The 23,568-nt window shown below is 66.1% G+C and carries 17 protein-coding genes; 14 read left to right on the forward strand and 3 right to left on the reverse strand.

All coding sequences use genetic code 11. The features are described 5' to 3' along the window. Positions 1 to 5: 5 nt before the first annotated feature. The 11 genes from AAF481_05310 (at position 6) to AAF481_05360 (ending at position 15,610) form a co-directional block, all read left to right on the forward strand. Positions 6 to 878, forward strand: a complete 873-nt coding sequence (locus AAF481_05310; GenBank protein ID MEM7480570.1) for a serine/threonine-protein kinase — start codon at positions 6 to 8, stop codon at positions 876 to 878. A 138-nt stretch (positions 879 to 1,016) separates the two neighbouring features. Beyond that, positions 1,017 to 2,015 carry a hypothetical protein gene (locus AAF481_05315; GenBank protein MEM7480571.1) on the forward strand — a complete coding sequence of 333 codons (999 nt, stop codon included), beginning with the start codon at positions 1,017 to 1,019 and terminating at the stop codon, positions 2,013 to 2,015. Between the two features lie 63 nt (positions 2,016 to 2,078). Beyond that, a complete protein-coding gene (locus AAF481_05320) occupies positions 2,079 to 4,139 on the forward strand; it encodes a dehydrogenase E1 component subunit alpha/beta (protein ID MEM7480572.1) in 2,061 nt (686 codons plus the stop codon). Between the two features lie 331 nt (positions 4,140 to 4,470). Beyond that, positions 4,471 to 5,220 carry a hypothetical protein gene (locus AAF481_05325; GenBank protein ID MEM7480573.1) on the forward strand — a complete coding sequence of 250 codons (750 nt, stop codon included), beginning with the start codon at positions 4,471 to 4,473 and terminating at the stop codon, positions 5,218 to 5,220. A 129-nt stretch (positions 5,221 to 5,349) separates the two neighbouring features. Continuing rightward, the gene (locus AAF481_05330) at positions 5,350 to 5,859 is read left to right on the forward strand and encodes a DUF6265 family protein (GenBank protein ID MEM7480574.1); all 510 of its coding nucleotides are present in this window, start codon (positions 5,350 to 5,352) and stop codon (positions 5,857 to 5,859) included. A 93-nt stretch (positions 5,860 to 5,952) separates the two neighbouring features. Beyond that, positions 5,953 to 7,113 (forward strand): right-handed parallel beta-helix repeat-containing protein, encoded by a 1,161-nt coding sequence (locus AAF481_05335; GenBank protein MEM7480575.1) that lies wholly within the window; start codon positions 5,953 to 5,955, stop codon positions 7,111 to 7,113. Next, positions 7,110 to 7,697: a hypothetical protein gene (locus AAF481_05340; protein ID MEM7480576.1), complete on the forward strand. Its 588-nt coding sequence runs from the start codon at positions 7,110 to 7,112 to the stop codon at positions 7,695 to 7,697. Before AAF481_05335 ends, AAF481_05340 begins: the two co-directional genes overlap by 4 nt. Before the next feature lie 2 nt (positions 7,698 to 7,699). Further along, positions 7,700 to 8,740 carry a 6-bladed beta-propeller gene (locus tag AAF481_05345; GenBank protein MEM7480577.1) on the forward strand — a complete coding sequence of 347 codons (1,041 nt, stop codon included), beginning with the start codon at positions 7,700 to 7,702 and terminating at the stop codon, positions 8,738 to 8,740. 80 nt (positions 8,741 to 8,820) lie between these two features. Further along, a complete protein-coding gene (locus AAF481_05350) occupies positions 8,821 to 10,992 on the forward strand; it encodes an MMPL family transporter (protein ID MEM7480578.1) in 2,172 nt (723 codons plus the stop codon). 404 nt (positions 10,993 to 11,396) lie between these two features. Beyond that, the gene (locus tag AAF481_05355) at positions 11,397 to 12,500 is read left to right on the forward strand and encodes a hypothetical protein (GenBank protein ID MEM7480579.1); all 1,104 of its coding nucleotides are present in this window, start codon (positions 11,397 to 11,399) and stop codon (positions 12,498 to 12,500) included. Next, the gene (locus AAF481_05360) at positions 12,500 to 15,610 is read left to right on the forward strand and encodes a carboxypeptidase-like regulatory domain-containing protein (GenBank protein MEM7480580.1); all 3,111 of its coding nucleotides are present in this window, start codon (positions 12,500 to 12,502) and stop codon (positions 15,608 to 15,610) included. Before AAF481_05355 ends, AAF481_05360 begins: the two co-directional genes overlap by 1 nt. Before the next feature lie 175 nt (positions 15,611 to 15,785). Here AAF481_05360 and AAF481_05365 read toward each other — a convergent pair whose 3' ends face one another. Both AAF481_05365 and AAF481_05370 read right to left on the reverse strand, forming a co-directional pair. Then, a complete protein-coding gene (locus AAF481_05365; protein ID MEM7480581.1) occupies positions 15,786 to 16,511 on the reverse strand; it encodes a hypothetical protein in 726 nt (241 codons plus the stop codon). A 6-nt stretch (positions 16,512 to 16,517) separates the two neighbouring features. After that, entirely contained in the window at positions 16,518 to 18,452 is a 1,935-nt protein-coding gene (locus AAF481_05370) for an arginine--tRNA ligase (protein ID MEM7480582.1), read from the reverse strand. Positions 18,453 to 18,538: 86 nt separating this feature from the next. On the opposite strand from AAF481_05370, the gene AAF481_05375 reads away from it, so the two are divergent. Then, complete coding sequence (locus tag AAF481_05375) at positions 18,539 to 19,093, forward strand: macro domain-containing protein (protein ID MEM7480583.1); 555 nt, start codon at positions 18,539 to 18,541, stop codon at positions 19,091 to 19,093. Between the two features lie 119 nt (positions 19,094 to 19,212). Here AAF481_05375 and AAF481_05380 read toward each other — a convergent pair whose 3' ends face one another. Beyond that, positions 19,213 to 20,061 carry an IPTL-CTERM sorting domain-containing protein gene (locus tag AAF481_05380; protein MEM7480584.1) on the reverse strand — a complete coding sequence of 283 codons (849 nt, stop codon included), beginning with the start codon at positions 20,059 to 20,061 and terminating at the stop codon, positions 19,213 to 19,215. 118 nt (positions 20,062 to 20,179) lie between these two features. On the opposite strand from AAF481_05380, the gene AAF481_05385 reads away from it, so the two are divergent. Both AAF481_05385 and AAF481_05390 read left to right on the forward strand, forming a co-directional pair. Then, complete coding sequence (locus AAF481_05385) at positions 20,180 to 20,935, forward strand: class I SAM-dependent methyltransferase (GenBank protein MEM7480585.1); 756 nt, start codon at positions 20,180 to 20,182, stop codon at positions 20,933 to 20,935. Between the two features lie 64 nt (positions 20,936 to 20,999). After that, entirely contained in the window at positions 21,000 to 23,540 is a 2,541-nt protein-coding gene (locus tag AAF481_05390; protein ID MEM7480586.1) for a VWA domain-containing protein, read from the forward strand. The last annotated feature ends 28 nt before the right edge of the window (positions 23,541 to 23,568 follow it).

The raw sequence follows: 23,568 nt of genomic DNA on the forward strand, positions 1-23,568 counted from the left end.
TTGGCGTGAACCCCTACCAACCGGGCGCTTTGCTCGACGGCAAATACGAGGTCCAGAGGTCGCTCGCCAGCGGCGGCATGGGATCCGTGTACCTGGTGCGCCACCTCCACCTCGATGAACTGCGGGTGGTCAAGGTGTTGCGCCAGGACATCGCGACGGACGAGGTGCACCGCAAGCGGTTCCTGCGCGAAGCGCGCCTCGCCACCCAGATCAAGCACCCCAATGTCGCTATCCTCTACGACTTTTCGCAGCTCGCCGAGGGCAGTTTCTACATGGTTTGGGAGTATGTGGACGGTGCCGAGGTGGCCAGCGAACTGGCGGAACGCGGCCCCTTTCCGGTGCCGCTGGCGATCGAGCTGGGGATCCAGGCACTGCGCGGCCTGGAGACCATTCATTCCGCCGGCATGATCCACCGGGACCTGTCTCCGGACAACCTGATGCTCACCCGCGATCTGCGCGGCAAGCCGCGGATCAAGATCATCGATCTGGGCCTCGCCAAACACCTGGCGCCGGATCCCAACTTCGAGATCACCCAGGCGGGCACTTTCATGGGGAAACTCCGCTACTGCTCACCGGAGCAGGCCGATTCCGGCAGCGAGAATCTCGACCGGCGAACGGACCTCTACTCCTTGGGGCTCGTCCTTTACGAGATGATCTGTGGCCTGTCGCCTTTCGAACAGGGCGATCGCCCGGCCTTCGTTTTCCAGCGCTTGACCTCCAAGCCGCTGGCGCTTTCGGGCCGCAATCCGGCGGTCGAAGTGCCGCCGGATCTCGATCGGGCGGTGCTCCGGGCCCTCGAGCGCGACCGCGATCAACGCTATCCGGATGCGATTCGCTTCATCGAAGCGCTGGAACGCGTCGCCGCCGCGTTGGGCTAGGCGACGCCGAGGGTCTCCGGGGAGCGCCCCAAGCCCGTCGCTGCCCCCGCAGCGTCCGGCGTCCGATCCGAGTCGCGTGAGCTGTCCTCGGCGGAGCGCGAGTCGCTTCTTCAGCGGATCGATCGCGCCGCCCACCGAGTGCGCGAGACCACCGAGACCCTCGATCGGGTACAGCTTCAGATCGATGCCGGCCAGCTCGTCGAAGCGCGCCGCGACCTCGAAGCGCTCGAAGCGTCGAACCCGGCCGCGCCGCGCTTGCCGGCGCTGCGCCAATCGCTGGAGGAAGCGGAGCAGAACCAAGGCCGAGAGCGTTCCTTGGCGGACCTCGAAGGGATGCTCACCCGGTATCTGAAGGACAAGCAGCTTCCCCTCGCCGAACTGGCCCTCGACTCGATCCTCGAGATCGATCCGGAGCACCCGAAGCAGGCGGAGTGGAACGGCTGGCTCGACCTGCTGCGCCAGGAGCTGAAACGCGACGAGAAGGCCCAGGACTTGCTCGACGCCGGCCGCGGGGCGCTGGAAAAAGGCAAAGAACGGGCCGCCAAGCGCAAGCTGGAGGCGCTGCGCAAGATCGATCCGGAAACCGCTGAACTCTTTGAGCGAGAGGTGGAGGGCGCACTCACGAAACGCCGGCAGGACGCGGCTCTGGAGTCCGAGAGAACGCGCTTCGAAGACCTCTTGAGGGCCGGAGATCTCGGTGCCGCCCAGGCGAGCCTCGTCCGTTTGGAGTCTCTCGGCGCCACCCGAGTCAGCGTGGAGTTCGCCCGCCGCCGGCTGGAGGAGGAGGCCGCCAAGGCCGAGGGCCGTGAGCGAGCCGACAAGCTGGAACACCGCTTCCGGGAGCGGCTGGCGGTGGGTGATTTCCAGGGTGCCCGGGAGGTTTCTCGGGAGCTGGGGACCCTCGCCGGCCACGGTCCAAGGTCGGCGGAGATGTTCGCCGAGGCGGCGCGCCGGGAAGGGCAAGAGGAGCGGCTGAACGCCGTACGCCAGGGTGAAAAGCAGGTCGACGAGCTGATTCGCCAGGGCTCCCTCGATCAGGCGCGCCTGGCCCTCGGGGTCCTGGTGCGACTCGATCCCGAAAACCGGCGCCGGTCGGCCTTCGAAGCCCGCATTGCGGCCCTCGCCGCCGAAGGATAGGATCTGCGCTTCTCACCGGCGCTCGTCGCCGACGCCCATTCCCTCACAGCGCAGGTACTTCACATGGCATCCACTGAACGGCTACGCCGCTACGCCTTCATGAAGTTGGCGCGGGATCTCGACGCCCGCTTCGAGAATCTCTTGAAAACCGGACGGGTCACCAAGTGGTACAGCGAGGTCGGCAACGAGGCCACCACCGTACCGGCGGGGTTGCTGCTCGAAGCGGGCGATTCCCTGTGCACCCTGCACCGCGACCTGGGAGCGATCCTGGCGGTGTATCTGGACGCCGCGCGAATTTTTCCGGACTTTGGCTTCGGCGAACCGGACGGCCGCCGTCCGGAGCCGGTGGAGGTGATGTACCGCTTGTGCTGCCAACTCTTGGGCAAGGGCGATGGCTTCTCCCAGGGCGTCGAGCGCTCCTTCCACTATGGCTACCTCGATCCGGCGGCGGGGATCCACCACGTCGGAATGATCAGCCACCTCGGCTCGATGATTCCGGTAGCCGCCGGCTGTGCCTTCGCCCACTGGCGGAACGGCTCCGACCGTCTGGCGATCAACTTCATCGGCGATGGCGGCACCTCCACCGGCGACTTCCATGAGGGCCTCAACATGGCGGCGGTGTGGAATCTGCCGCTGATCCTGGTGGTCGAGAACAATCGCTACGCCTTCTCCACCCCCACCCGCGATCAGTTCGCCTGCGAGCGCCTGAGCGACCGCGGCGCCGGCTACGGCATCGCCGCCGAGACCGTCGACGGCAACGACCCGGACGCCATGGCGGCCGCCCTCGGCCGCGCCGCCGCCCGCGCCCGGGCCGGCGAAGGACCCACCCTGATCGAGGCCATGCTCGGCCGCATGCGCGGCCACAGCGAAGGCGATGATTCGCTGAAGGTGGTGCCGTCGGACGAGCTGGACCGTTACGTCTCCGAGGATCCGGTGCCCGCCTACGGCCGGCGCCTGCAGGCAGAGGGCGTGCTGACGGAGGAGACCTGGCAACGCCTGGACCAGGCCATCGGCTCCTTGGTGGAGGAGAGCCTAGGCCGCGCCCTGGAGGCCGCCGCTCCGCCGCCTGAAATCGCTCAACGGCCGGTTTTCGCGGAGCCTTCGGTGGCCCAGCCCAAGGCCTCGCCGGTGGAGGCCCCGGCGATCACCACCGGCGGTGACACCAGCTACGTGGACGCCATCAACCGGGCGCTGGCGGAAGAGATGTCGCGGGACGAGTCGGTGGTCCTGATGGGACAGGACATCGCCGCCTTCGAGGGCGCCTTCCGGGCCACCAAGAAGCTTCACGCCACCTGGCCGGAGCGGGTGTTCGACACGCCCATTGCCGAGAGCGGCACTTTGGGCATCGCCATCGGCGCGGCACTCTCCGGCTATCGGCCGGTGGTGGAGATGCAGTTTGCGGACTTCGTCTCCTGCGGCTTCAACCAGATCGTCAACGTCGCTGCCAAGCTCTACTACCGCTGGCGGGTGCCCTGCCCGCTGGTGGTGCGGTTGCCCTCCGGCGGCGGCGTCGGGGCCGGTCCCTTTCACTCGCAGAACCCGGAGGGCTGGTTCTCCCACGTACCGGGATTGAAGGTGGTGTGCCCGGCGACGGCGGCGGATGCCGGCGGTTTGTTGAAGGCGGCGATCCGCGACCCCAACCCGGTGCTCTTCTTCGAGCACAAATTCCTCTATCGGCGGATCAAGGAATCCCTGCCGTCGGCCATCGAGCCGGCGGAAATCGGCCGTGCCCGAGTACTGCGCTCCGGCGACCGGGTGACGCTCGTTTCCTACGGGGCTGCCAGTTGGACCTGCTTGGAGGCAGCGGAGACGTTGGCGGTGGACGGCGTCAAGGCCGAGGTGGTCGATTTGCGGACCCTGGTACCGCTGGACTTCGCAACGGTTCTCGAGTCGGTCAAAAAGACCTCCCGCGCCTTGGTGGTGCACGAGGATCACCTCACCGGCGGCTTCGGTGCCGAGGTCGCCTCCCGCATCGCCGACCAGGGCTTCTCCTGGCTTGACGCCCCGGTCCGCCGCCTGGCGACGGAGGACCGGCCCAGTCCCTACGTCAAGAGCCTGGAAAGGGTCCTCCTGCCGACGCCGGAAAAGGTGGTGACGGCGGTCGGTGAACTCCTGACGTATTGACCAAGGCTGCCCTACGGCCTCCAATATCTCTGCTTGATAGCGAAATTTCGCCCTGTTGACAGGGTTGAAGTTCGTGTATGCTATCCGCCCGACGCATCAAATCACGAGTCCTTGAAGGTGGCGAGGTTGAGCCACCGGGGTGCTCAGTTATTCGCGGCGCGGAGTCGGTCCGCTGGGGACGGATTCCGTCGCCGAGGTGCCGCGAGCGGTAAGCCCGACGCGGTGAGTGCAAGGCCTGAGGAGCGGTTAACCGCGCGGGCCGGTGAGCCGGTCGTGAGTTCCTGATTCTCGACGGTCGGGTTCCCGGTCCGCTGGAGAACGGAGGTTATCGATGAGCAATCTCAGCAAGAAAACCGTGGGTTGGATGGCGGCAGCGCTACTCTGCCTGATGCCGATGGCGGCCCTGGCGGAGTCCGCGGACGGCTTCCCGGAGTACGCCGAGACGGAGTACGAACAGTCCATCATCACCATCCCGATCTTCGCCGGAGAGGATTTGGAAAATCCGGTGGAGATCCTCAAGCTGACGGCCTTCATGCGCCTCGAGCGCGAGCTGCCGAAGCGCAACGGCCTCGGCCACCGGCAGATTGAGTTCACCATCGCCGATTGGGAACTCTACGGCTACAGCGAGTTCCTCGATGCCGACGTCACCTTCAAGCTGTCCGACGTGCCGGTGCAGCCGAAGAGCCTGGTGATCTCCTTGACGGAAGAGTCCGACTACCCGGCGATGATCGTTTACAACGCCATCTACGACATCTACATCGGTCAGAAGCGCGTGGCCAAGGATCGACCCGGTGTCGCGTTCGCCAAGAATGTCTACGAGATTCCGCCGCGCAACATCACCGTCGCCTTCTCGAAGCCCTTCCGCATGGAAGACGAGAAGTCCGGACGGGATGCGGCGGTCGGCGACGAAGGGAACATTGATACGGGTGAAGAATGCCCCGGCTGCCCGTGCCCTCGGGCAGGCTGCTGGGATCCCGGCACCTGCGAGGACATGTTCCAAATCACCAAGGCCGAGTTCGACAAGGGTGTGAGGATCTCCCAGGCCATTCGCGCCGGCCGGATGACCCTGCGCCCCGAGTAGGCGTCGCAGGGTCGACGGAGAACCCGGGCCGCGGTGGGATGCCCTATCCTTCCGCGGCCTCTCCATCGTAGGATTCTCTTTATTCCAACGGATGAGGAGATCTGTATGCGCTGGCTAAGAGGTCTTGCAATGGTGACTGTCGCGAGTCTGGGAACGTTCTCTCTAACGTGGGCCGACCATCACGAGGAGGAGGCAGCCGAAACGCCCCACCGCATTGCCGAACTGGCTTTTATGGCCGGTTGCTGGGAGGGCGAATTGGGCGGCGGAACGATCCTCAAGGAAACCCATACGGCGCCGAACGGCGGGGTGATGCTGGGCAATAGTCAAGTGGTCAGTGAGGGGGAGACGCAGTTCTTCGAGTTCATCCGCATCCACGAGACGGAAGATGGCGTGAGCTATCAGCCCTTCCCCGGCAGCAAGCAATCCGTCGAGTTTCCCCTCGTCGAGGTGAGCGACAGTCACGTCGTATTCGAGAATCCCGATCATGACTACCCGCAGCGCGTCAGCTATCGGCTGAGCGAGAGCACCTTGACGGCCCGCATCGAGAAGGTCGACGGCACCAAGGCACAGACGTTCACCCTGCAGGCGGTGCCCTGCGGCGGGGAGTCCCACTTGAGCCCGCCGGCTCCCCAGCCTTGAACCCATAGCGCGAGTCCCTTGCGAACGGCTTCATCCAGCGATCGTCGTGGGCGCGCCGCCAGCCACAATTGGGCGGCGGTTTTCTGCGTTGTCGTGGCCTGCACCACGAGCAGCGCCGCCATTTCCCCTTCTTCCATCGCCGTCGAAGCGGACTGCGAGCCACCGTCTTCGGTGTGCTCCCTCGCCGACGGGATCCGCGCCGCCAACGCCTCCGGCGAGGCGGTGGTGATCACCCTCGGACCGCAATCGGTCCACACCCTCGAGACGGTGGATCATCGGTCCGAGGGGGGAAACGGTCTGCCGGCGGTGACCGGCGAACTTCGCATCGAAGGCCAAGGGGCGCGGGTCGAGCGCTCCCCAACGTCCGACACGCCCGTCTTCCGGCTGTTCCGTGTGGCGCCCGAGGGGAAGTTGACCCTGCGCGACCTCACCCTGACCCACGGTGCCACCGAGCGCGGCTTCGACGGCGCGGCGATCTGGAATCTCGGTGAGCTCCGTCTCGACCGGGTGGTGATCGAGGACAACCATTCCGGTGACGACGGTGGCGGCATCCGCAACGACGGTGTGCTGGTGATCGAGGATTCGGTGATCCGCAACAATTCGGCCCGCTGGCGCGGCGGCGTCGGCGGCGGCCTCCAGAATGCCGAACAGTTCGGTCCAGCGGAGCTCAAGGTGGAGCGCTCGTCGTTCATCGGCAACGAGGCCTGGGCCTCCGGTGGCGGGCTTTGGTTGGAGGGTACCTCGCGCTTGCGCAACACGACCGTGAGCGGCAACCGCGCCGGCGAGCGCGGGGCCGGTATCCACAACTACGGAGAACTCGAACTGCGCAACTGCACGGTGACCGAGAATCGTGCCCACGTCACCGGCGGCGGTCTCTTCACCTTCGGCTCGGTGGTGATCGGCAACACCATTCTGTCCGGCAACGAGGCGATGATCTCCGGTGAGTGCAAGGGCATCCTGCAGTCCACCGGCCACAACCTGCTCGGCAAGCTCTTCGAGTGCACCGTCGCCGGCTTGTCCGAAGGCAACCTGCTCAACACGCCGCCACTCTTGGAGTCGCTGTCCGGCGATGGCGCTCCGCCGGGCCACCGTCCTCGGGCGGAAAGCCCGGCCCTCGGCGCCGGCAGCGGCGAGCCGTTCAGTTCCGCCGACGCCGCGTGCAGCGAGCGCGACCAGCACGGCGTCAAGCGTCCGGCCGGACGCTGCGACATCGGCGCTGTCCAACGGCGCTCCGCCGAGGAGGCCGGCCGGTGATCCCGCGCGCGCTGGCGACCTCGGTCGCTCTGCTGTTGGTCCTGGCCGGAGGACCCTCCCGAGGCGAAGAGGATCCTCATCGCCAGGCCGTGGAGCAGCTCATCCAGTGGGGCGCTCAGATTCAAACCCAGAAGGATCCAACGGGCGGCTCCGGCGAGGTGATGATCTCCACCGACGGGCGCTGGCGCGGCGGCGACCAGGGCTTGCGGCTGTTGGCCTCGGTGGATGGGCTGTGGAAGCTCCGTCTTGCCGGCAAGATTTCCGACGCCGGCCTGCGCCACCTGGCCGAGGTGCCGAACCTCCGGTCCCTCGATCTGCATCTGCCCGGGGTGACCGATGCGGGCGTTGCACACCTGGGCGCCTTGACGGACTTGCGGCGTTTGAATTTGACCTACACCAAGACCACCGATGCGGGCCTCGAACCACTCGCCGGGTTGAAGAATCTCCAGTGGCTGGGGTTGATCTACACCCGGGTGACCAAGGCTGGGGTCGCGAAGCTCCAGCGGGCGCTGCCGGACACGGTCATCGAAGGCGACTTCTCGGGGGCAGGAAACGAGGGCAAACGAATGTCGGAGGAGGGGTAGAGATGACGACAGCGAAGGGTCGGTTGGGAAAGGCGGTACGCAGCGGTGCGGTGCTGGTCGCGTGGCTATTGGCCGGCGCCGGAACCCCGGCGGCCGGTGACGAAATGGCGGCTGGCAGGGCGCCCGATGTGGCGGCCGACGGGGCGAAACCGGTGATGAGCTACCTCTACAGGTGGGGGGAGCCGGGTACCGGAACCGGCCAGTTCCGCGCCATCCGCGGCATCGTTGCTCACGATCGCAAAGCGAGCGACCGGATCGTCGTCGTCGTCGCCGACACCGGTCGCGATCTGGTGCGCGCCTTCACCTCGGACATGATGTTCATCGACAAGTGGGGCGAGAGCGGCAGCGGGGCCGGCGAATTCTCGGAGCCGCGCGGGGTGGCCATCGACGGTGAGGGCAAGCTGCTGGTAGTCGACGCCGGCAACCACCGCATCCAGAAGACCGAGGTAGGCACCGCCACTTTCCTCGAGCGCCCCGGCGAGAGCCTGTCCGCCTTCGGCCGCCGCGGTTCCGCCGACGGCGAGTTTGAAATGCCGACGGGCGTTGCGGTCACCGCCGACGGCGAGATCCTGGTGGTGGACACCGGCAATCACCGGGTCCAGCGCTTCGATGCCTCGGGCCAGTTCTTGTCGAGCTTCGGCACCGAGGGCGACGGGGACGGGGAGTTCCGCCACCCCACCTATGTGGCGATCGACTCCGCCGGCCACCTCTACGTCTCCGACACCGGCAACCACCGTCTCCAGCGCTTCGATGCGGAGGGCGTCTATCTCGGGCAGATCGGCAAGGTCGGTCGCGAGCCCGGTCATTTCGCCGAGCCGAAGGGCCTCGCCGTTGACGGCGAAGGCAATCTCTGGGTGGTCGACCGACGGAACCATCGGGTGCAGAAGTTCGATCCGCAAGGTCGCTTCGTCGGCGCCGTCGGCCAGCAGGGCGGGGGCAACGGCGACTTCAACTTCCCGGAGGATCTCGCCATCGATTCCCGCGGCCGGATTTACGTCACCGACGGCATGAACAGCCGGATTCAGGTCTTCAAGCCGAACTGATCCGCTCCTCGTCCGGTCCCTCCTTTCGCTGGGCGATCGAGCGGCCCCGCCGCGCCTTCGCCCTCTTCGCCTTGATCCTGGTGCTGGCGCTGCCGGGGCTCTTCCGGCTGCATCTGCGCCTCGACGGTCGCTCCCTCGTCCACCCGGACTCTCCGGCCCTCGCCCTCGATCGGGAGATCCAGGCCACCTTCGGCACCCGCGACCCCATCGTGTTGCTGCTCGATGCGGCGGCCCCGGACGGCATCTTCGATGCCGAATTCCTGCGCTGGGTCCGGCAGGTCTCCCTCGATATACGACAACTGGAAGGCGTCGAGGGGCGCGACGTCGTCAGTTTGGCGACCCAGTCCCGCGACCGGGTGGACTCGATCGACACCCGGCCCTACCTGGTGCCCCTGCCGGAAACCCCAGCGGATTTCGAATCCCTGCGCGCCGACCTCGAAGCGGCGGCGATTCCCCTCGGCATCCTGGTGGGCCAGCAGTGGGACACCGCCGCGGTGTGGGTACGGGTTCCTCCACAGATTGACCGCGCTGCCCTCGTCTCCTCCTTGGAACGTCTGGTGGCGGCCTCGGCGGAGGATGCGCCGGGCCGGGCCTGGGCGGTGGGAGCGCCGGTGGCGGAAGTGCTCCTCGGCCGGCACCTCCTGCTCGATCTCCTTTGGCTCCTGCCGCTCTCCTTCGCCTTGATCGCGGCGGTGTTGTGGGGGGTGTTCCGGCGGCCCTGGGCGATACTGCTGGCCCTCGGCGAGGTCGCCGCCGGTATCGTTTTCACCTTCGGCCTGCTGGGCTGGAGCGGTCAGCCGGTGTACCTCACCACCGCCATTCTGCCGATCGTTCTGGCAACCCTCGGGCTGACGGACGAGATCCATGTGCTCTCCGCCTGCCAGCGAAGGGTGCGGCGGTCGGGGCCAGGGCTGTCGCATTCTTCCCTCGCCGCGCGAGTGTTGGATGATCTGGCCCGTCCGATGGTGCTCACCTCGGCGACCACGGTGATCGGCTTTCTCTCCTTTCTCGCTTCGGATCTACCCTCGGTGCGCTCTTTCGGGTTATGGGCCGCCGTCGGCATCGCCTTCTGCCTGGCATGGTCCCTGTGGTTGACGCCGGCGGCCGTGCGAGTGCTCGGGGCAGAGCGCTTGGTGGCGCCCGGCGAGGGGTGGCTAGAGTCCCCCCTGCGTCGGGTACTGGAGCGCGCTTCCGTCGGCCGCGGCGCCTGGGTCGTGCTGTTCGGTGGGCTCTTCCTGATCGTCGCCGGTGCCGGCCGGATCGCCGTGCAGGACGGTTGGGTGAGCGGCTTCGCCGCCGGCAGCGAATTCCGCCGGGGAATGGAGCGGGCGAACGAATCGCTTCTCGGCACCCACCGGTTGCTGGCGCGCGTCACCTTTGCGGAGGGGAAAAAACCCTTCCACGACCCGGCGGTCCTCCACGCCGTCGGGAGCTTCGAGGATCGACTGCGCCGCGAACCTTCGGTCGGAGGCGTCCTCGGTCCCTTTGGCTACCTCTCCTCGATCACCTACCTGGCGAAAGGCCGGCCTTCGGCGGACCGCGCTCCACCGGATAGCGCCGAGTACATTCGCCGCATGTGGCGGCGGATGGAACTCGGGCTCGGCATCGAGGGTCGGCGCGAGGTGGTGACGGACGAGCGAGATGGCGGCCTGGTGACCCTGCTCCTCGGCGAAGCCAACTACCGCGACACGCGGGACCTGATCGAGCGAATCCGTACCCTCGAAGAGGACCACCTGGCGCCTCTGGGGGGACGAGTGGATCTCGGCGGGGACGTCGCCGTCAGCCAGGCGATGATCGGCTCCATCGTCCGCGGGCAGCTGGCTTCTCTGACGGTGGCTCTGGTGGGCATCTTCTTCTTTCTGTGGCTGGTGTTCGGGCGGTTCGCACTGGCGTTGCGGGCCATCTTGCCGTCTTCGGCGGCCGGCGCCGTCGCCCTGGGGGTGATGGGCTGGAGCGGCATCCCCCTGGGGGTGGCGACCTCGATGTTCTTGGCCATCGCCTTGGGGGTGGGGGTGGACTTCGCGATCCACTGGATCGAGTGGCAACGCCGCGAGGGCCATTCCGCGGCCCGGGCCGCGGTGGGGCCGGCAATTCTGGTCGATACGCTGGCGATCGCCCTCGGTTTCGGCCTCCTCATCGCCTCTCGGGTGCCGGCCAATGCCCGCCTCGGGCTGCTGGTCGCCCTGGCGATCGTGGTGTCGTGCGGGGTGACGGTGTTCGGTCGTGAAAAGAAGAGGGGTGCTATTCTTTAATTTCGAAGGTGAAGCGAATCGATGGCCTTGCCAGTGGATCGATGTCTCCGTGGGTCGCGGGCGAGGCGGAAGGAGACTGCGATGAGTCTGCGACGCTGGTTCCGACGATCCTTCCTCGCTCTGTTGCTGGTGAGCGCCGTGGTCCCGGTCGCTTCGCTATCGAGCGCCAGTCCGAGCTGCCACTACTACGAAGACTCCGAACCCGGCTGGGTGCAAGGGCACGGGGCTGTGTGCATGGGTACCGGCTCTGGTTGCCAGGAGTGCTACGGCGACGGGACTACTTGTGTCGATTCAGGTGGTGAGGAGGCGCCTTGCCTCGAATATCGGTACTGATGAGGGGACTCCGGACTGCTGCCGCTCTGGCGGCCTTTTGTCTGGTGGGGGTAGCGGCTAGCGGCGCTACTGTGAGCAGTGACCAAGAATCGCAACCGGCAGATCAGCCCGCGATTTCCGTCACTGCTGAGTATCCGATTCCAGATCTTCTGAATTGGGCCTTCGATGTGCGATGGCAAGATGCTCAGAACGTGATCTTGGCGGCCGGACAGAAGGGGGTGTTCACCGTTTCATCCGACTCAAGGACCAAGGCGCTGAGCCGGATCGTGGCGGGGCGGGGAGAGCCTGGCGGATGGTGGCTATCCTCTCATTTGGGAGTTTCGCCCGACTTGCTGGTGGTTTCGTCGGCTGGACTCTCTTATGCCTGGGCCCCCAAAGCATCGCTGGAGCTCCGGGAGGGCGATTTCCAATCCGATGCACTCGACTCGATTGTGGATGTGGACTTGCTCGGCAAGGATTTGCTGATTCTCGGGGGGTGGCGAGGTGACCAGGGTGCCTATGCGCCGGATGGTTCGATTGCCTGGCTGCTGGAACTCGGGGGCGAATCTACCGTGAGGCGTCCGGTGTTCTATTCGCGAAGTGGTCCCGGTACCCCTTCAATGGGGGCATGTGGAGGGTTGGCACTGGGTGCTGCGCGCTTTATGAGAGATGGCGCTTTTGTGCTCGTTCCAGGAGTAGAGGACGGTGTTTTCTGGTACGACGCTGAAGGCCAGCTCCTTCGAACCTGGGAAAGTCGCGAGTTTGGCTTGAGGGATGAGTGTGCCGCGGCCCAACGGACGAAAGAACGTATCCGTGCCGATCCGGTGGCCCGTAACCGATGGCACAACCAGCGAATCCTCGTGGATGAGGTGCTGCCGCTGACGACCGGTTTCGGCCTCGTTCTGCGTTCCGTAGAAGACGGCGTCGCAAGCTGGCGGTTGGCTCGTGCTCACCGCGACGGTCGCATCGATTGGTTCGATCTCCCTTTCACCGGCGGCTCGTGGTCGTATCTGAAGGGAGACGTACGAGATCATCGGGCAGTCTTCCTGATCGTTGAGCACAGCGCGAGCCTCGATCCTCCAGCAACCCGCCCTCGCCTGATATTCGCTGATCTGCATCTGCCTGAGTTGGAGGTTGAGCGGAAGGCCCAGCCCGCCGCCAGGCCGACTTTTGAATCAGAGCCGGCGTCGAATTGATGTGCAAAGGACTGATCGGGGCGCTTCTCCTCGGCTTGGTGGGAACTTCAATCTTTGCCGCGACCGAGCCGCCAGTCGAAGTCGGACGCGCCGTGGCGGTCGCTGCCGGGCTTGAGGCCATTCCGTTGTCCTGGAGCGAACGCCTAGATGCCGGTCGGCACTCGCAATTCACCGCCTTCTGGCAGTGGTCCAACGAGTCTCCACCCACGAGGTCTTCGGTCGCGGATCCTCCCCCGGAGACCTTCGACGAGGCTCTAGATTGGCTCGACATCAGCGTGGAGATGGGCGAGAGTCCTCTGCCGAAGGGCCTTTCTTTGATCGCGGCACCGGTCGAAATGTGGCGCGAAGTGCCAGAACCGCTGTTGCCCTCCTGGCGAGTGCCGGCCAGCGGGCGAGTGCGGATTCCCTCTTCCGATGTTCCTTGGCGAATCCGCCTCTTGGGGGAAGGCTTCGGGACGGATTGGATTGAGCTGCCCGGAACGATTCGAAACCAGGTGTTGAGACTGACCCCGGCGACCGACCGGCGGTTGCGGTTGGTCGATCGAGCCGGCGACCCTCGGGCCGGCGAAGCGCTACAGATCTTTCGCACCGGCAAGGGTCGCGGGAATCGGGTGAGCCTTTTCCGGTCCGACGCCGAGGGAACTGTGGTTTTGCCATCCCTTCCCGGTCCACTGGAACTGGAAGTGATGGTTCTGGGGGAGACCACCGCCGCTCTGATCTGGCGGGGCAGGGCTTCGAGCCTGCCGGAGACACTGGTGCTTTTGCCGGGGGCGGCGCTGGAAGGGTCGGTGATCGACGCCCGTTCCGGTGAGCCGCTCGCCGGTGTTCGGGTGGCCGTGAGGGCGTTCACGGCTCCCGGCTCTGAGCGGGTGGTGGCACGCGGCGCCGTCAGCGAGGAGACTGGAGCTTGGCGGGTGGAAGGATTGGCGATCGGGAAAGCACAGGTTGCTTGGTCGCATGAGGGGTTTGCCCACCAGTCCAGGGTAGTGGAGTTGAGAGAAGGCGTGATGTCCCTCGGCCGAGTTCCGATGGAGTCCGCACAAACCGTCGAACTCCATATTCTCGGCCCCTCTGGAATCGCCGTTGCCGATGCCGAAGCGTTGACCTCCGAGGGTCGGCGATTTCCTGCCGACGCTCACGGGATACTTCGCATCGAGGGGATGCCAAAGGGTCGCGCGGGGCGCGCCACAGTGAAGGCCCCAGGCTTTCTACCCGAGCCGGTGACCCTTCCCCGTCAACCGGGGCCGCCGATCGAAGTCCGCTTGCGCCGGACCTTTCAGGTCGTGGGTCGGGTAGTGGATGCTTTCGGAAGCCCCGTTCCGGAAGGTCGAACGACCTTGTCTCTGGGAAATCGATCCTGGACCGGGGAGATCGCCAGCGATGGTGCCTTCATCCTGGATGTGCCTCCCCGAACCGCCGCGGTGCTCGAGCTATCGGTGCCGCAGAGGGTGGCATCGAGGATCGATCTGGAACCGGGGGAGGCCGGTGAGCGGCGGGATCTCGGAGACATCGAACTGTCCGCTGGGCGAGCGATCGCTGGGCAGGTGGTGCGGAAAGAGGACGGATTGCCGGTGGCGGGGGCCCGGGTGTGGACGGTGCGGGCGCCGGAGAACCTGCTCCTTGGTTGGCTGGAAGGGGATCTTCTCGAAGCGAGAAGCGATGCCGAGGGGTTCTTCGAACTCCCCGGATTGGCGCGCTCCTCGGTGGCGTTGCAGGTCGAAGCTCCGGGCCGGGCGCGGCGCCACCTCGATGTGGCATTGCCGGACGGCGCCGAGCGCCATGATCTCGGTCCGATCGAACTCATCACCGGCTGCCGGGTGCGGGTGGTGGCGACCGGGGTCGAAGAGTCAGGTGCGACCGCTCGGCTCGATCTGCGGGGTCAGTGGCACGAGAGCGACATGCTGACGGCGACGGTCTCCGGCGGTGCTGCGGTCTTCGCCCATGTGCCGCCGGGCTCGGCGTTGCTGTCGGTGATGCAGGGAGCCGATCTGGTCTGTGAGCGCCGCATCGAGGTGCCGGAAGAGGTGGAATTCGAGGTGGCCTGCGATGAGTCTCCGGGAGAGGTGCGGGGAGTGGTGCTCGCCGGCGACCGGCAGGTGGGTCCCGGCTGGCTTTCGTGGAGCACCACCAGCCCGCGGGCGCCGGGGGTCGTTCTCAAGAACCGAGTCGGCGAACTCGAATCCTCTCGGGTGCTCTGGGGCGGTCGCCCCGATGTGCGGGTTGAAGTCGCGCCGGACGGCCGATTCGCCTGCCGGCGATTGAACGCGGGTATTTGGAGAGTCACTTGGACCCCGGAGCAGGGATCGACCTTCGGTCGACCGATCGAAGTTCGCCTGGAAGACGCCGACGAGCAGGAGGTGGTTCTGCGCTACTCACTTCACACGGTGGAGGGCGTGGTCACCGATGGTGAAGGTGTACCGGTGGCCAGAGCGCGAGTCCGGGAACTCGAAAGCGGAGGCTTCGCCCTCAGCCGTGACGACGGCACCTTTGGGCTCCACGGGCTCGAGCCCGGCGTCTTGCGCTTGCGAGCCCGCTCGGGCGATGCGGTGAGCGAAGTGGCGGCGGTGACTTTGACCCCCGAGAAACCCCTACCGCCCGTTGAATTGGTGCTCGGCGAGGACCACGATGCGGTGAGGATCGAAGTGCGCGATGAGTCCGCGGACGGGGTGCCTGGAGCGCTGGTCTTCGTGCAGTCTTCCGAGGGTTCCGTGCGCCTTTTGACCGCCAGCGTCGCCGGCCGAGTGGACGTGCCCATCGAGCCTCCGCAACCGTCCCATTTGAGGGTCGCGGCCTTTGCCGGCGGCCGGTGGATGCTGGGCGAGTGGGTGTCCCTCGACCGGGCTCTTGAGGGATTGGTTCTCGAAATGGGCAGGGTCGGCGAGGTGGCGTTCACCTGCGAGGAAACCTGTGGGCCGATCGCGCTGCAAGGCGCTGGGGGATGGGATCTTTCGGCGCTGAGTCTGCGCCTCGGCCGGTTGCTTTCGGTGGAGGCCGAACGACCGCAGGAAATCGCAGGCCTTCCCATCGGTAGCTACAGAGTCCTCGTCGCTGGGAAAGAGGTGGCTTTCGAGGTCGAGGGTGGGGAGAGCGAGCGGGTGGCTCTCCCCTAGCCCGACCTTCTCTCCAGCCTTCTGCTGCGAGGGCGGATGCACCTGCATCTGCAGCGTCTCTTGGTCTCTCCGCTCCTCGACGTACTGAAAGTACGACTGCGTCGCTTCGGGCACCTAGTTCCCCGAGCTACAGGCACCTGCGCCCTCTCGCTACGAAGTTGGTGAGAAGGTCGGGCTAGGCGCAGAGGTTGAATGGGGCCAGGAAGGCTTCGATCGTCGCCGGGTCCGCCGGGGTGCCGCGCCAGTTGGCTTCGGCGGCGGGGGTTTCCGGCGTCGGGTCCGCGGCGAACCACAGGCCGATGCGCAGGGCGTCGTCGTCCGGGCATTCGATCAGCAGCATGGTGGCAATGCCCGGCTCTTTGGGCGGATCCGCTTCGGCGGGGAAGCCGAATTCTCCCTGCGAGATGGTCAGGGGGCCTCGGCGGGCGTAGTAGAGGACCTCTGCGGCGTCGCTCTGTAGGCTGCCGCGGGCGATTTCCTCCCGCGCCTCGAAGGACACCTCTTCTTGCTCGATGCCCTGGCCGTCCTGGCCGAAGGCTTCGGTCAGTTGCGCCTTGCGGCCCAGCCAGTTGCGCATGCGCACGAAAAAGAAGCCCGAACGCACCCGCGCCGGTGGCGGCTGGTCCGGCGTGGCGTCGGCCAGGAGCGCCATGCGCAACATCCCCGGAACGCGCATCCCACCGAGGGGCTGATAGCCCTCCGGCAGACGGTCGTAGGGCAGCACCTGGCGGAATCCTTCGGTGCGCTTTTCAGGATCCGTCATGGCGTCCCGGAACTTCTCATTGGCGCGGTAGTTGGCGACCGTGAAAGCCACGATCACCAGCATCACCAGCGTGAAGATCGAGGCGCAGCCGCAACCGACCCAACTCGCCTTGGGGAGGGCCTCTGGAGAGTCAGCCATCGGCAGCTACATGGACTCCGGCAAGGGGATGCCCAGGAGGTTCGCCAACTCTTCGAGGCCGCGCCGGAAGACCAGCGCCGTGGCCAGGCGGATGCGCCGGGCGGAGGCGTCCTCTTCCCGCAGGATCGGGTGTCGGTGGTAGAAGGTGCTGAACTTCTGGGCCAGGTCGAGAGCGTGGCGGGCGAGCAGCGACAGCTCCAGATTGGCGCCCACCCGCTCCACCTGGTCTTCGATGCGCAAGGTGTCGAACACCAGGTCCCACAGGTCGTCGGACCACAGCTCCGCCGCCTCGTCGCGCACGTCGTCGCCGCCGACCGTCGATTCCAGGCCCTCGTCCGCCAACCGCCGCTGGATGTTTTTGACCCGCACTGCCGAGTACTGGAGGTACGGTCCGGTTTCCCCTTCGAAGGACAGTGCCTCGTCGAGATCGAAGGCGATCAGTCGGGTGGTGGTGGCCTTGACCATCAGGAAGCGCAGCGCCGCGGTGGCGATCTGCCGGGCCAGGGCGTCGAGCTCCGGTTCCGCCATGTCGCGGTTGCGCTGGGCGATTTCGTCTCGGCTTTTGGCGACCAGTTGATCGAGCAGATCGTCGGCCTTGACGCCGATGCCCTTGCGGCCGGACATCTCCAGGGTCTCATCGGCGCCGTCGTCGAGGTATCCGAGCTGCCGCGCCGTGGCCGACGACAGGGCGACCATTTCATAGGCGAAGTGGATGGATTCCTTGGCCTCGTCGGTGTGCCCCAGCGCTTCCAGGCCGGCCTTGACGATGCGCTGTAGGTAACTCTGGCGGTTGTCGATGACGTTGATCACCCGGCCGGCCTTGCCGAACTCCGGCGCGTTCTCCGATCCTCCTGGCACCCCTTCCGGTGCCGTTTCCCAAACCCCTTCCTCCTGCCAGCGGCGGTAGTGAAAATCGCGCCCGAGGAGGCCGAATTTCCAGAGCTGGTAGGCGATGTCTTTGCCGACATAGGTCACCGTGCCGTCGGAGCGGACGATCACCTTGTCCGGGTCTTCCAGGCCGGCGAACTCTTCGCTCTGGGAAAGAGGCATCACCCAGCAGCCGGCATTCTTGCCCTCTGCTTCGAGGCGGATGGTGCCGCGCTCTTTGAGGCTTTCGAAGGCGAGGGTGAAAAAGTCCCGCCGCAGCACCTCGCTCTCCATCGTCAGCAGGTCGTAGCCGACGCCGATGCGGGCCACGGTCTTCAGGTGCCGATGAACGATGCGCCGCGCCACCAGGCGCCCCATCTCGGCCCGGGGGCCGGTGCCCTCCTCCAACTCGTGGAGGGTCGTGCGCCGCAGCTCTTTGTGCTCCGGATGTTCGTCGTACCAGCGGCCGACCCGGCTGTAGAGGTCCCAGCAGTGGAAATCGAACGGCTCCGGCAGGGCAGCCACCTGATCGTAGGTGTTGCCTTCGAGGTCGATGAACCCCACCACCACATCGGCCAACTGCACGCCGGTATCGTCGATGTAGTTCTGCACTTCCACCGGAAAACCGAGGCACCGCAGGGTGCGCACCAGCACGTCGCCCAGTACTGCGTTGCGCAGGTGGCCTATGTGTGCGGCCTTGTTGGGGTTAATATTGGTGTGCTCCACCACGACTTTCGAGCGAGTTTCCTCGCTGGAGGAGGGGTCGAGGAGGTCCACCTCGAGCATGCGAGCGGCTATTTCCCGCCGATCGAGGAAGAAATTCAGATAGCCGGCACCGGCGATTTCGGCCCGGTCCACGATGGCCGGCGGCTCGAAGGCCGCCAGAATTTCCTGCGCCGTTTGGCGGGGATTCTGTTTGAGAACCCGCGCCAACTGGAGCGGTGCCGGGAAGGCCAGGTCGCCGAGTTCGCGCCGCGGAGCGAGTTCGGCGGTGACCGGGTGGTCCACTCCGTAAAGCGATTGGATCACCTGTTCGAGTTGCTGCGAGAGTTCTGATTTGAGGGCCCTGAGCATAGCGCCGAGGAGTCTATGACGAAGGAAGGGGCAAAGCCAGTGCGAAGGCTGGTATAATTCAAGGCTTTGGAGGGAGCTAAGTATCGATGGCTGAGAAGATAGCGCAAAATCGAATTCTACTGACCCTGGAGAATACGCAGCTCGAGATTCTCGAGGGGGACATCACCGAAGTCCAAGTCGATGCGGTGGTCAACGCGGCCAACGAGGATCTCAAGCTGGGATCCGGGGTGGCCGGGGCCATCCGCGAGGCCGGCGGTCCGTCGATTCAGGAGGAATGCGATCGCATCGGACACACCCCAGTGGGCACGGCGGTGATGACCGGCGCCGGCACCCTGCCGGCCAAGCAGGTGATTCATGCGGTGGGCCCGCACTACGGCGAGGGCGATGAGGATCGCAAGCTCTCCTCGGCGGTGCGCTCGGCCCTGGCCCTGGCCGACCGCAACGGCCTCCGCACCATCGCCCTGCCGGCAATCTCCACCGGTGTCTTCGGATTTCCGGTCGATCGGGCGGCCCGCATCCTGCTGACCGAGGTCCACCGCTACCTACAGGGCGGTACGAAGCTGGAAAAGGTCGTGCTGGTGCTGTTCGACGACGAGACCTTCAAGATCTTTCGGCGCGAACTGCGTCGCGGTTTTCGGTAGCCGTCACCACCCCTTAGGACAGAGTAGATCTGCACCTGCGTCCCGGGCGAGTGCGCCTTGCCCGGGGTGGTGCGTCCTGCCTCTTTATTCGGCGCTGCCCCCACGCGCAGGCGGCCTGGTCAGGCCGTCACGCGCCGCACCCGCCATAGGGCGAAGGCGGCGAGGAGCAGCATCATCAGGCCCATGCCCCACTCGCTCAAGGTCGGAATGGCGACGATCGGGTCACCGGCCACGCCGACCAGCAGCTCCGGCACAAACGGTGCCGGACCGCCCGGGGGGGTCGTCACCTCCGGATCCGGCGGTCCCTCGCGGCTGATGAAGCGCTTGGCCGTCGCGTCGGTCGGATCGCCGTCTTCGACACCGACGATGATCCAGCCGTGGTTGCTGGAGGGATCGTCCACCCAGGCCTGGACGTCGGCTGCAAGCTGCGCCGAGGTCCAGCTATAGGCGCCCGCCTGATCGACGGTGGTGGTGGCGCTGGCGGCGGCTACGAAATCGCCTCCGGGGGTGGTCCACAGGTCCGTGTCGAAGAATCCGTGAAGCCAGGTGGCGTCGCCGATGGTGGCGAGAGCCCCGCCTCCTCCGCCACCGCCTCCTCCGCCGTCGACTTCGGAGTTCGAAGTGCCTTCACCCCAGGCGGTGGTCACCGCGTGTAGAGAGACGTCCGTCGGTCCGGCGATGGTGCGGTCCATGAACAGTTTCAGGGTGACCTGGTCGATCTCGGTGCCCGGTGCGACGCCGCTCAGATCGAAACGGACCAACCCGCGCCGCAGATCGCCGGCGCGGCCGGCGAAGATGTGTGGACCGACGCCGTTGCTGTTGAGAATGATGCCGCCCAAGGTGGTATCCGGTTCAATTGGCTCCCAGATGGTGTTGTCCTGATCGGCGGCGAAGGTTAGGGTCTGGGCCGCCGCCGGCACGGCGACGATCAAGAGAATGGCGAAGGTGAGAATCAACCGGTGGTGCATGGTAGAGAATCTCCTCTCGAAGGGGGTCTTGGCGATGAATGCAGTTGGAATTCGCGTCCGGAGACGGGTAGATCGGCAGGTGAATCGTCCGCGAGTCTAGCGCAGAGGAAATGAATCCATGAAAAAACTCTTGTCACACAACCGCAGCGCCTGGGACGACATGGTCAAGGAGGCCAATCAGTGGACCGTGCCGGTGACGGCGGAGCAAATCGCCGCCGCCCGCCGCGGCGAGTGGTCGATCGTCTTGACCTCGACCTTGCCCGTGCCGCGCGAGTGGTTTCCGCCGATCCAGGGCCTCGATGTCCTCGCCTTGGCCTGCGGCGGCGGGCAGCAAGGTCCGATTCTGGCCGCCGCCGGCGGTCGGGTCACGGTGTACGACCTGTCCCCCGGACAACTGGCCCAGGACCGCGCTCTGGCCGAGCGCGAGCACCTCGATTTGACCGCTGTCGAAGGCGACATGTGTGACCTGTCGGCGTTCGCGGACGGCTCTTTCGACCTAGTGTTCAATCCCGTGTCGAACTGCTTCGTGCCGGAGGTGCTCCCCATGTGGCGGGAAGCCCACCGGGTGCTACGTTCCGGCGGCTTGCTGATGACCGGCTTTGCCAATCCCTGCTTGTACCTGTTCGACGAAGGGGATGAGAGCCTGACGGTGCGCCACCGGATCCCCTACTCGGATACCGCCGGCAAGACGGCCGAAGAACTGGCCGCGCACCAGGGACCCCTGGAGTTCGGCCATTCCCTGGAGGACCAGATCGGCGGCCAGCTTGCCGCCGGCTTCGAGCTGACGGCCCTCTACGAAGACGCGGCGCCGGAAGAGCCGCTGTCGCGGTTCTTGCCGAATTACTTGGCGACCCGTGCAAGGAAGTCGGGCTAGCAGGGGGTCTGGGCTTCGCCGTCGTCCTTCCGGGCTCGGAAGGTGCTCCGTCGGTGAGGGCGCGGTGTACGATCAGGCCGTGCTCGCCCGACGGAAGGTCTCACCGCTGGTGGTTCGACTCCTGATCCTAGGCTGCGCGTTGGCCGCTGTCCTGTCGGCCGCATCCCCTTCCACCGAAACTCCACCCCTCGCTCCCGCCTTCGAACGTTGGTTGGAAGAGGTGAAACCGCTGATCTCCGACGAGGAGAGGGCGGTCTTTTCGGAGCTTCCTCAGGACTACCAGCGCCGAGCCTTCATCGAGGAATTCTGGCGGGTTAGAGATCCCCATCCGGAGACGGCCCGCAACGAGTTGCGCGAGGGCTGGGAATCGCGCCGCGAAGAGGCCGCCCAGCGCTTCGGGGCGGAGGGCGATGATCGCGCCCTGATGTTCGCGGTGTTCGGTGAGCCGGCGGAAACCCTCCCCGGCCGTTGTCCGGGGGTGATCGAGCCGCTGGAGATCTGGCGCTTCGCCGGCTTCGGGCGATCCCAGGGCGAGTTCCACCTGGTGTTTATTCGGCGCGGCGGCCGGTACGAGCTGTGGAGCCCGTCCCAAGGCATCGGGCGGCTCTCCGTAGGCCTCACCGGATCGGTGCTCAACGACGGGGGGTTCGTGCGGGAAGTGGCCGAGAACTGCTTCCGCGGCCGCGCCGTTGCCGCCGCCCTGGTGAGCGCCGTGGACTACGAAAAGCTGCGCGACAGCGGCGATCTGTTTCCGGCGCCCGGCGAGGAGTGGCTGCAGTCCTTCCTCGGGCGCACGACGGACTTGCCGCAGGACGGCGAAACCTTCGACGGTGAATTCGCCCTCGACTTTCCCGGCCGCTACCAGAGTCGCACAGTGCTCCAGGGAATCATTGCCGTGCCCCTCGAGGCGGTCACCCCGTCGGAGCACGAGAAGTATCCGTCCTACGATTTCGTGCTCGATGGCGAAGTGCTTCGCAAAGGCGAACTGTTCGAAAACTTCCGCTACCGCTTCCACTTTCCGGTGGCGGATGTTTCCGGCGAGATCCCGCTGCTCTTCCAGCGCTATCTGCGTCCTGGCACCTACGAACTGGTGTTGCGGGTGCGCGATCTCGGCTCCGGTCGTTTCTACCGTCACGACGAAGATCTCGAAGTCCCCTTTGCCGCCCGTGACGCGCGGCCTGCGGCCGTAACGCCGCGCGATGTTTCGACCCGCGAAACGGCCTTGCGGGAACTGGCCGAAGAGGCCAACGCCTCCCTCGGTCGAGGCGACTGGTCGATCCGCCTGCTGCCGCCGCCGCCGACCCTCCAGGTGGGCAACACGCGGGTCGAGGCGGTGACCGCCGGTGAGGGCATCGCGCGGGTGCGCTTTTCATTGAACGGCCGGCCGGTGCTGACCAAGGCCCGACCTCCCTACAGCGTCGAAATCAACCTGGGCGAAGCTCCCCGCATTCACGAAGTGGAGGCCGCGGCCCTCGATGCTGCCGGCGAGGTGCTGGCCCGCGACCGCTTCGAAATCAACGCCGGTCCGCATCGCTTCGACGTGCGATTGGTCGAGCCCCAGGCCGGCAAGACCTACCGCGAGAGCTTGCGGGCGATGGCGGAGGTCCAGGTGCCGGAGGGCGACCGTCTGGACCGGGTGGAGTTCTTCTTCAACGAGCAGCCGGTGGCGACCCTCTATCAGCCGCCTTTCGCCCAGCCCATTCTGCTGTCGTCCTCGAAGGAGCTGGACTACGTGCGGGTGGTCGCCCACTTGACCGACGGCAACTCGGTGGAGGATCTGGTGTTCATCAACGCACCGAACCCCATCGACGTGGTGGACGTGCAGGTGGTGGAACTCTTCACCACGGTCCTCGATCGGCGCGGGCGCCCGATCGACGATCTGCCGAAGGAGGCCTTCGCGGTGACCGAAAACGGCACGCCGCAGGAGATCCGGCGGTTCGAGCGGGTGATCGATCTGCCGATCTATGCCGGCATCCTGCTCGACAACTCTGCCTCCATGGTGGAGGAAATCGAAGAGGCTTCGAAGGCGGCGCTACGGTTCTTCGAAACGGTGGTCACGCCGAAGGACCGCGCCGCGGTGATGACCTTCAACCACCAGCCGGAGCTGCTGGTGCGCTTCACCAACAACCGCGAGGTGCTGGCCGGCGGGGTGGCGGCGATCACCGCCGAAGGCGGCACCGCTCTGTACGACAGCCTGATCTACGCCCTCTACTACTTCTCCGGCATCCAGGGGAAGCGGGTGGTGATTCTGCTCTCCGACGGCGACGACCAAGTGAGCCGCTACGGTTTCGACGATGCTCTGGAATACGCTCGCCGCTCCGGTGTGGCGGTGTACTCCATCGGCCTCGGACTGCCCGGCAAGGACACCCGCATCCGCATGCTGCTGCAGCGCCTGGCCGACGAAACCGGCGGCCGCTCGTTCTTCATCCAACGGGCAACGGAACTCGGCCGGGTCTACGAGACGATCGAAGAAGAGCTGCGCAGCCAGTACCTGCTCACCTACCAGTCCACCGACACCAGCGACGAGGACGTCTTCCGGCCGATCGAAGTCGAGGTCGACCGTCCCGGCGCCGAGGCGAAGACGATACGCGGCTACTACCCATGACAGGTTCTGTCTCACGACGAAGTTGACG

The sequence above is a fragment of the Acidobacteriota bacterium genome (assembly GCA_039030395.1).
In the GTDB taxonomy this organism is placed as follows: Bacteria; Acidobacteriota; Thermoanaerobaculia; order Multivoradales; family JBCCEF01; genus JBCCEF01.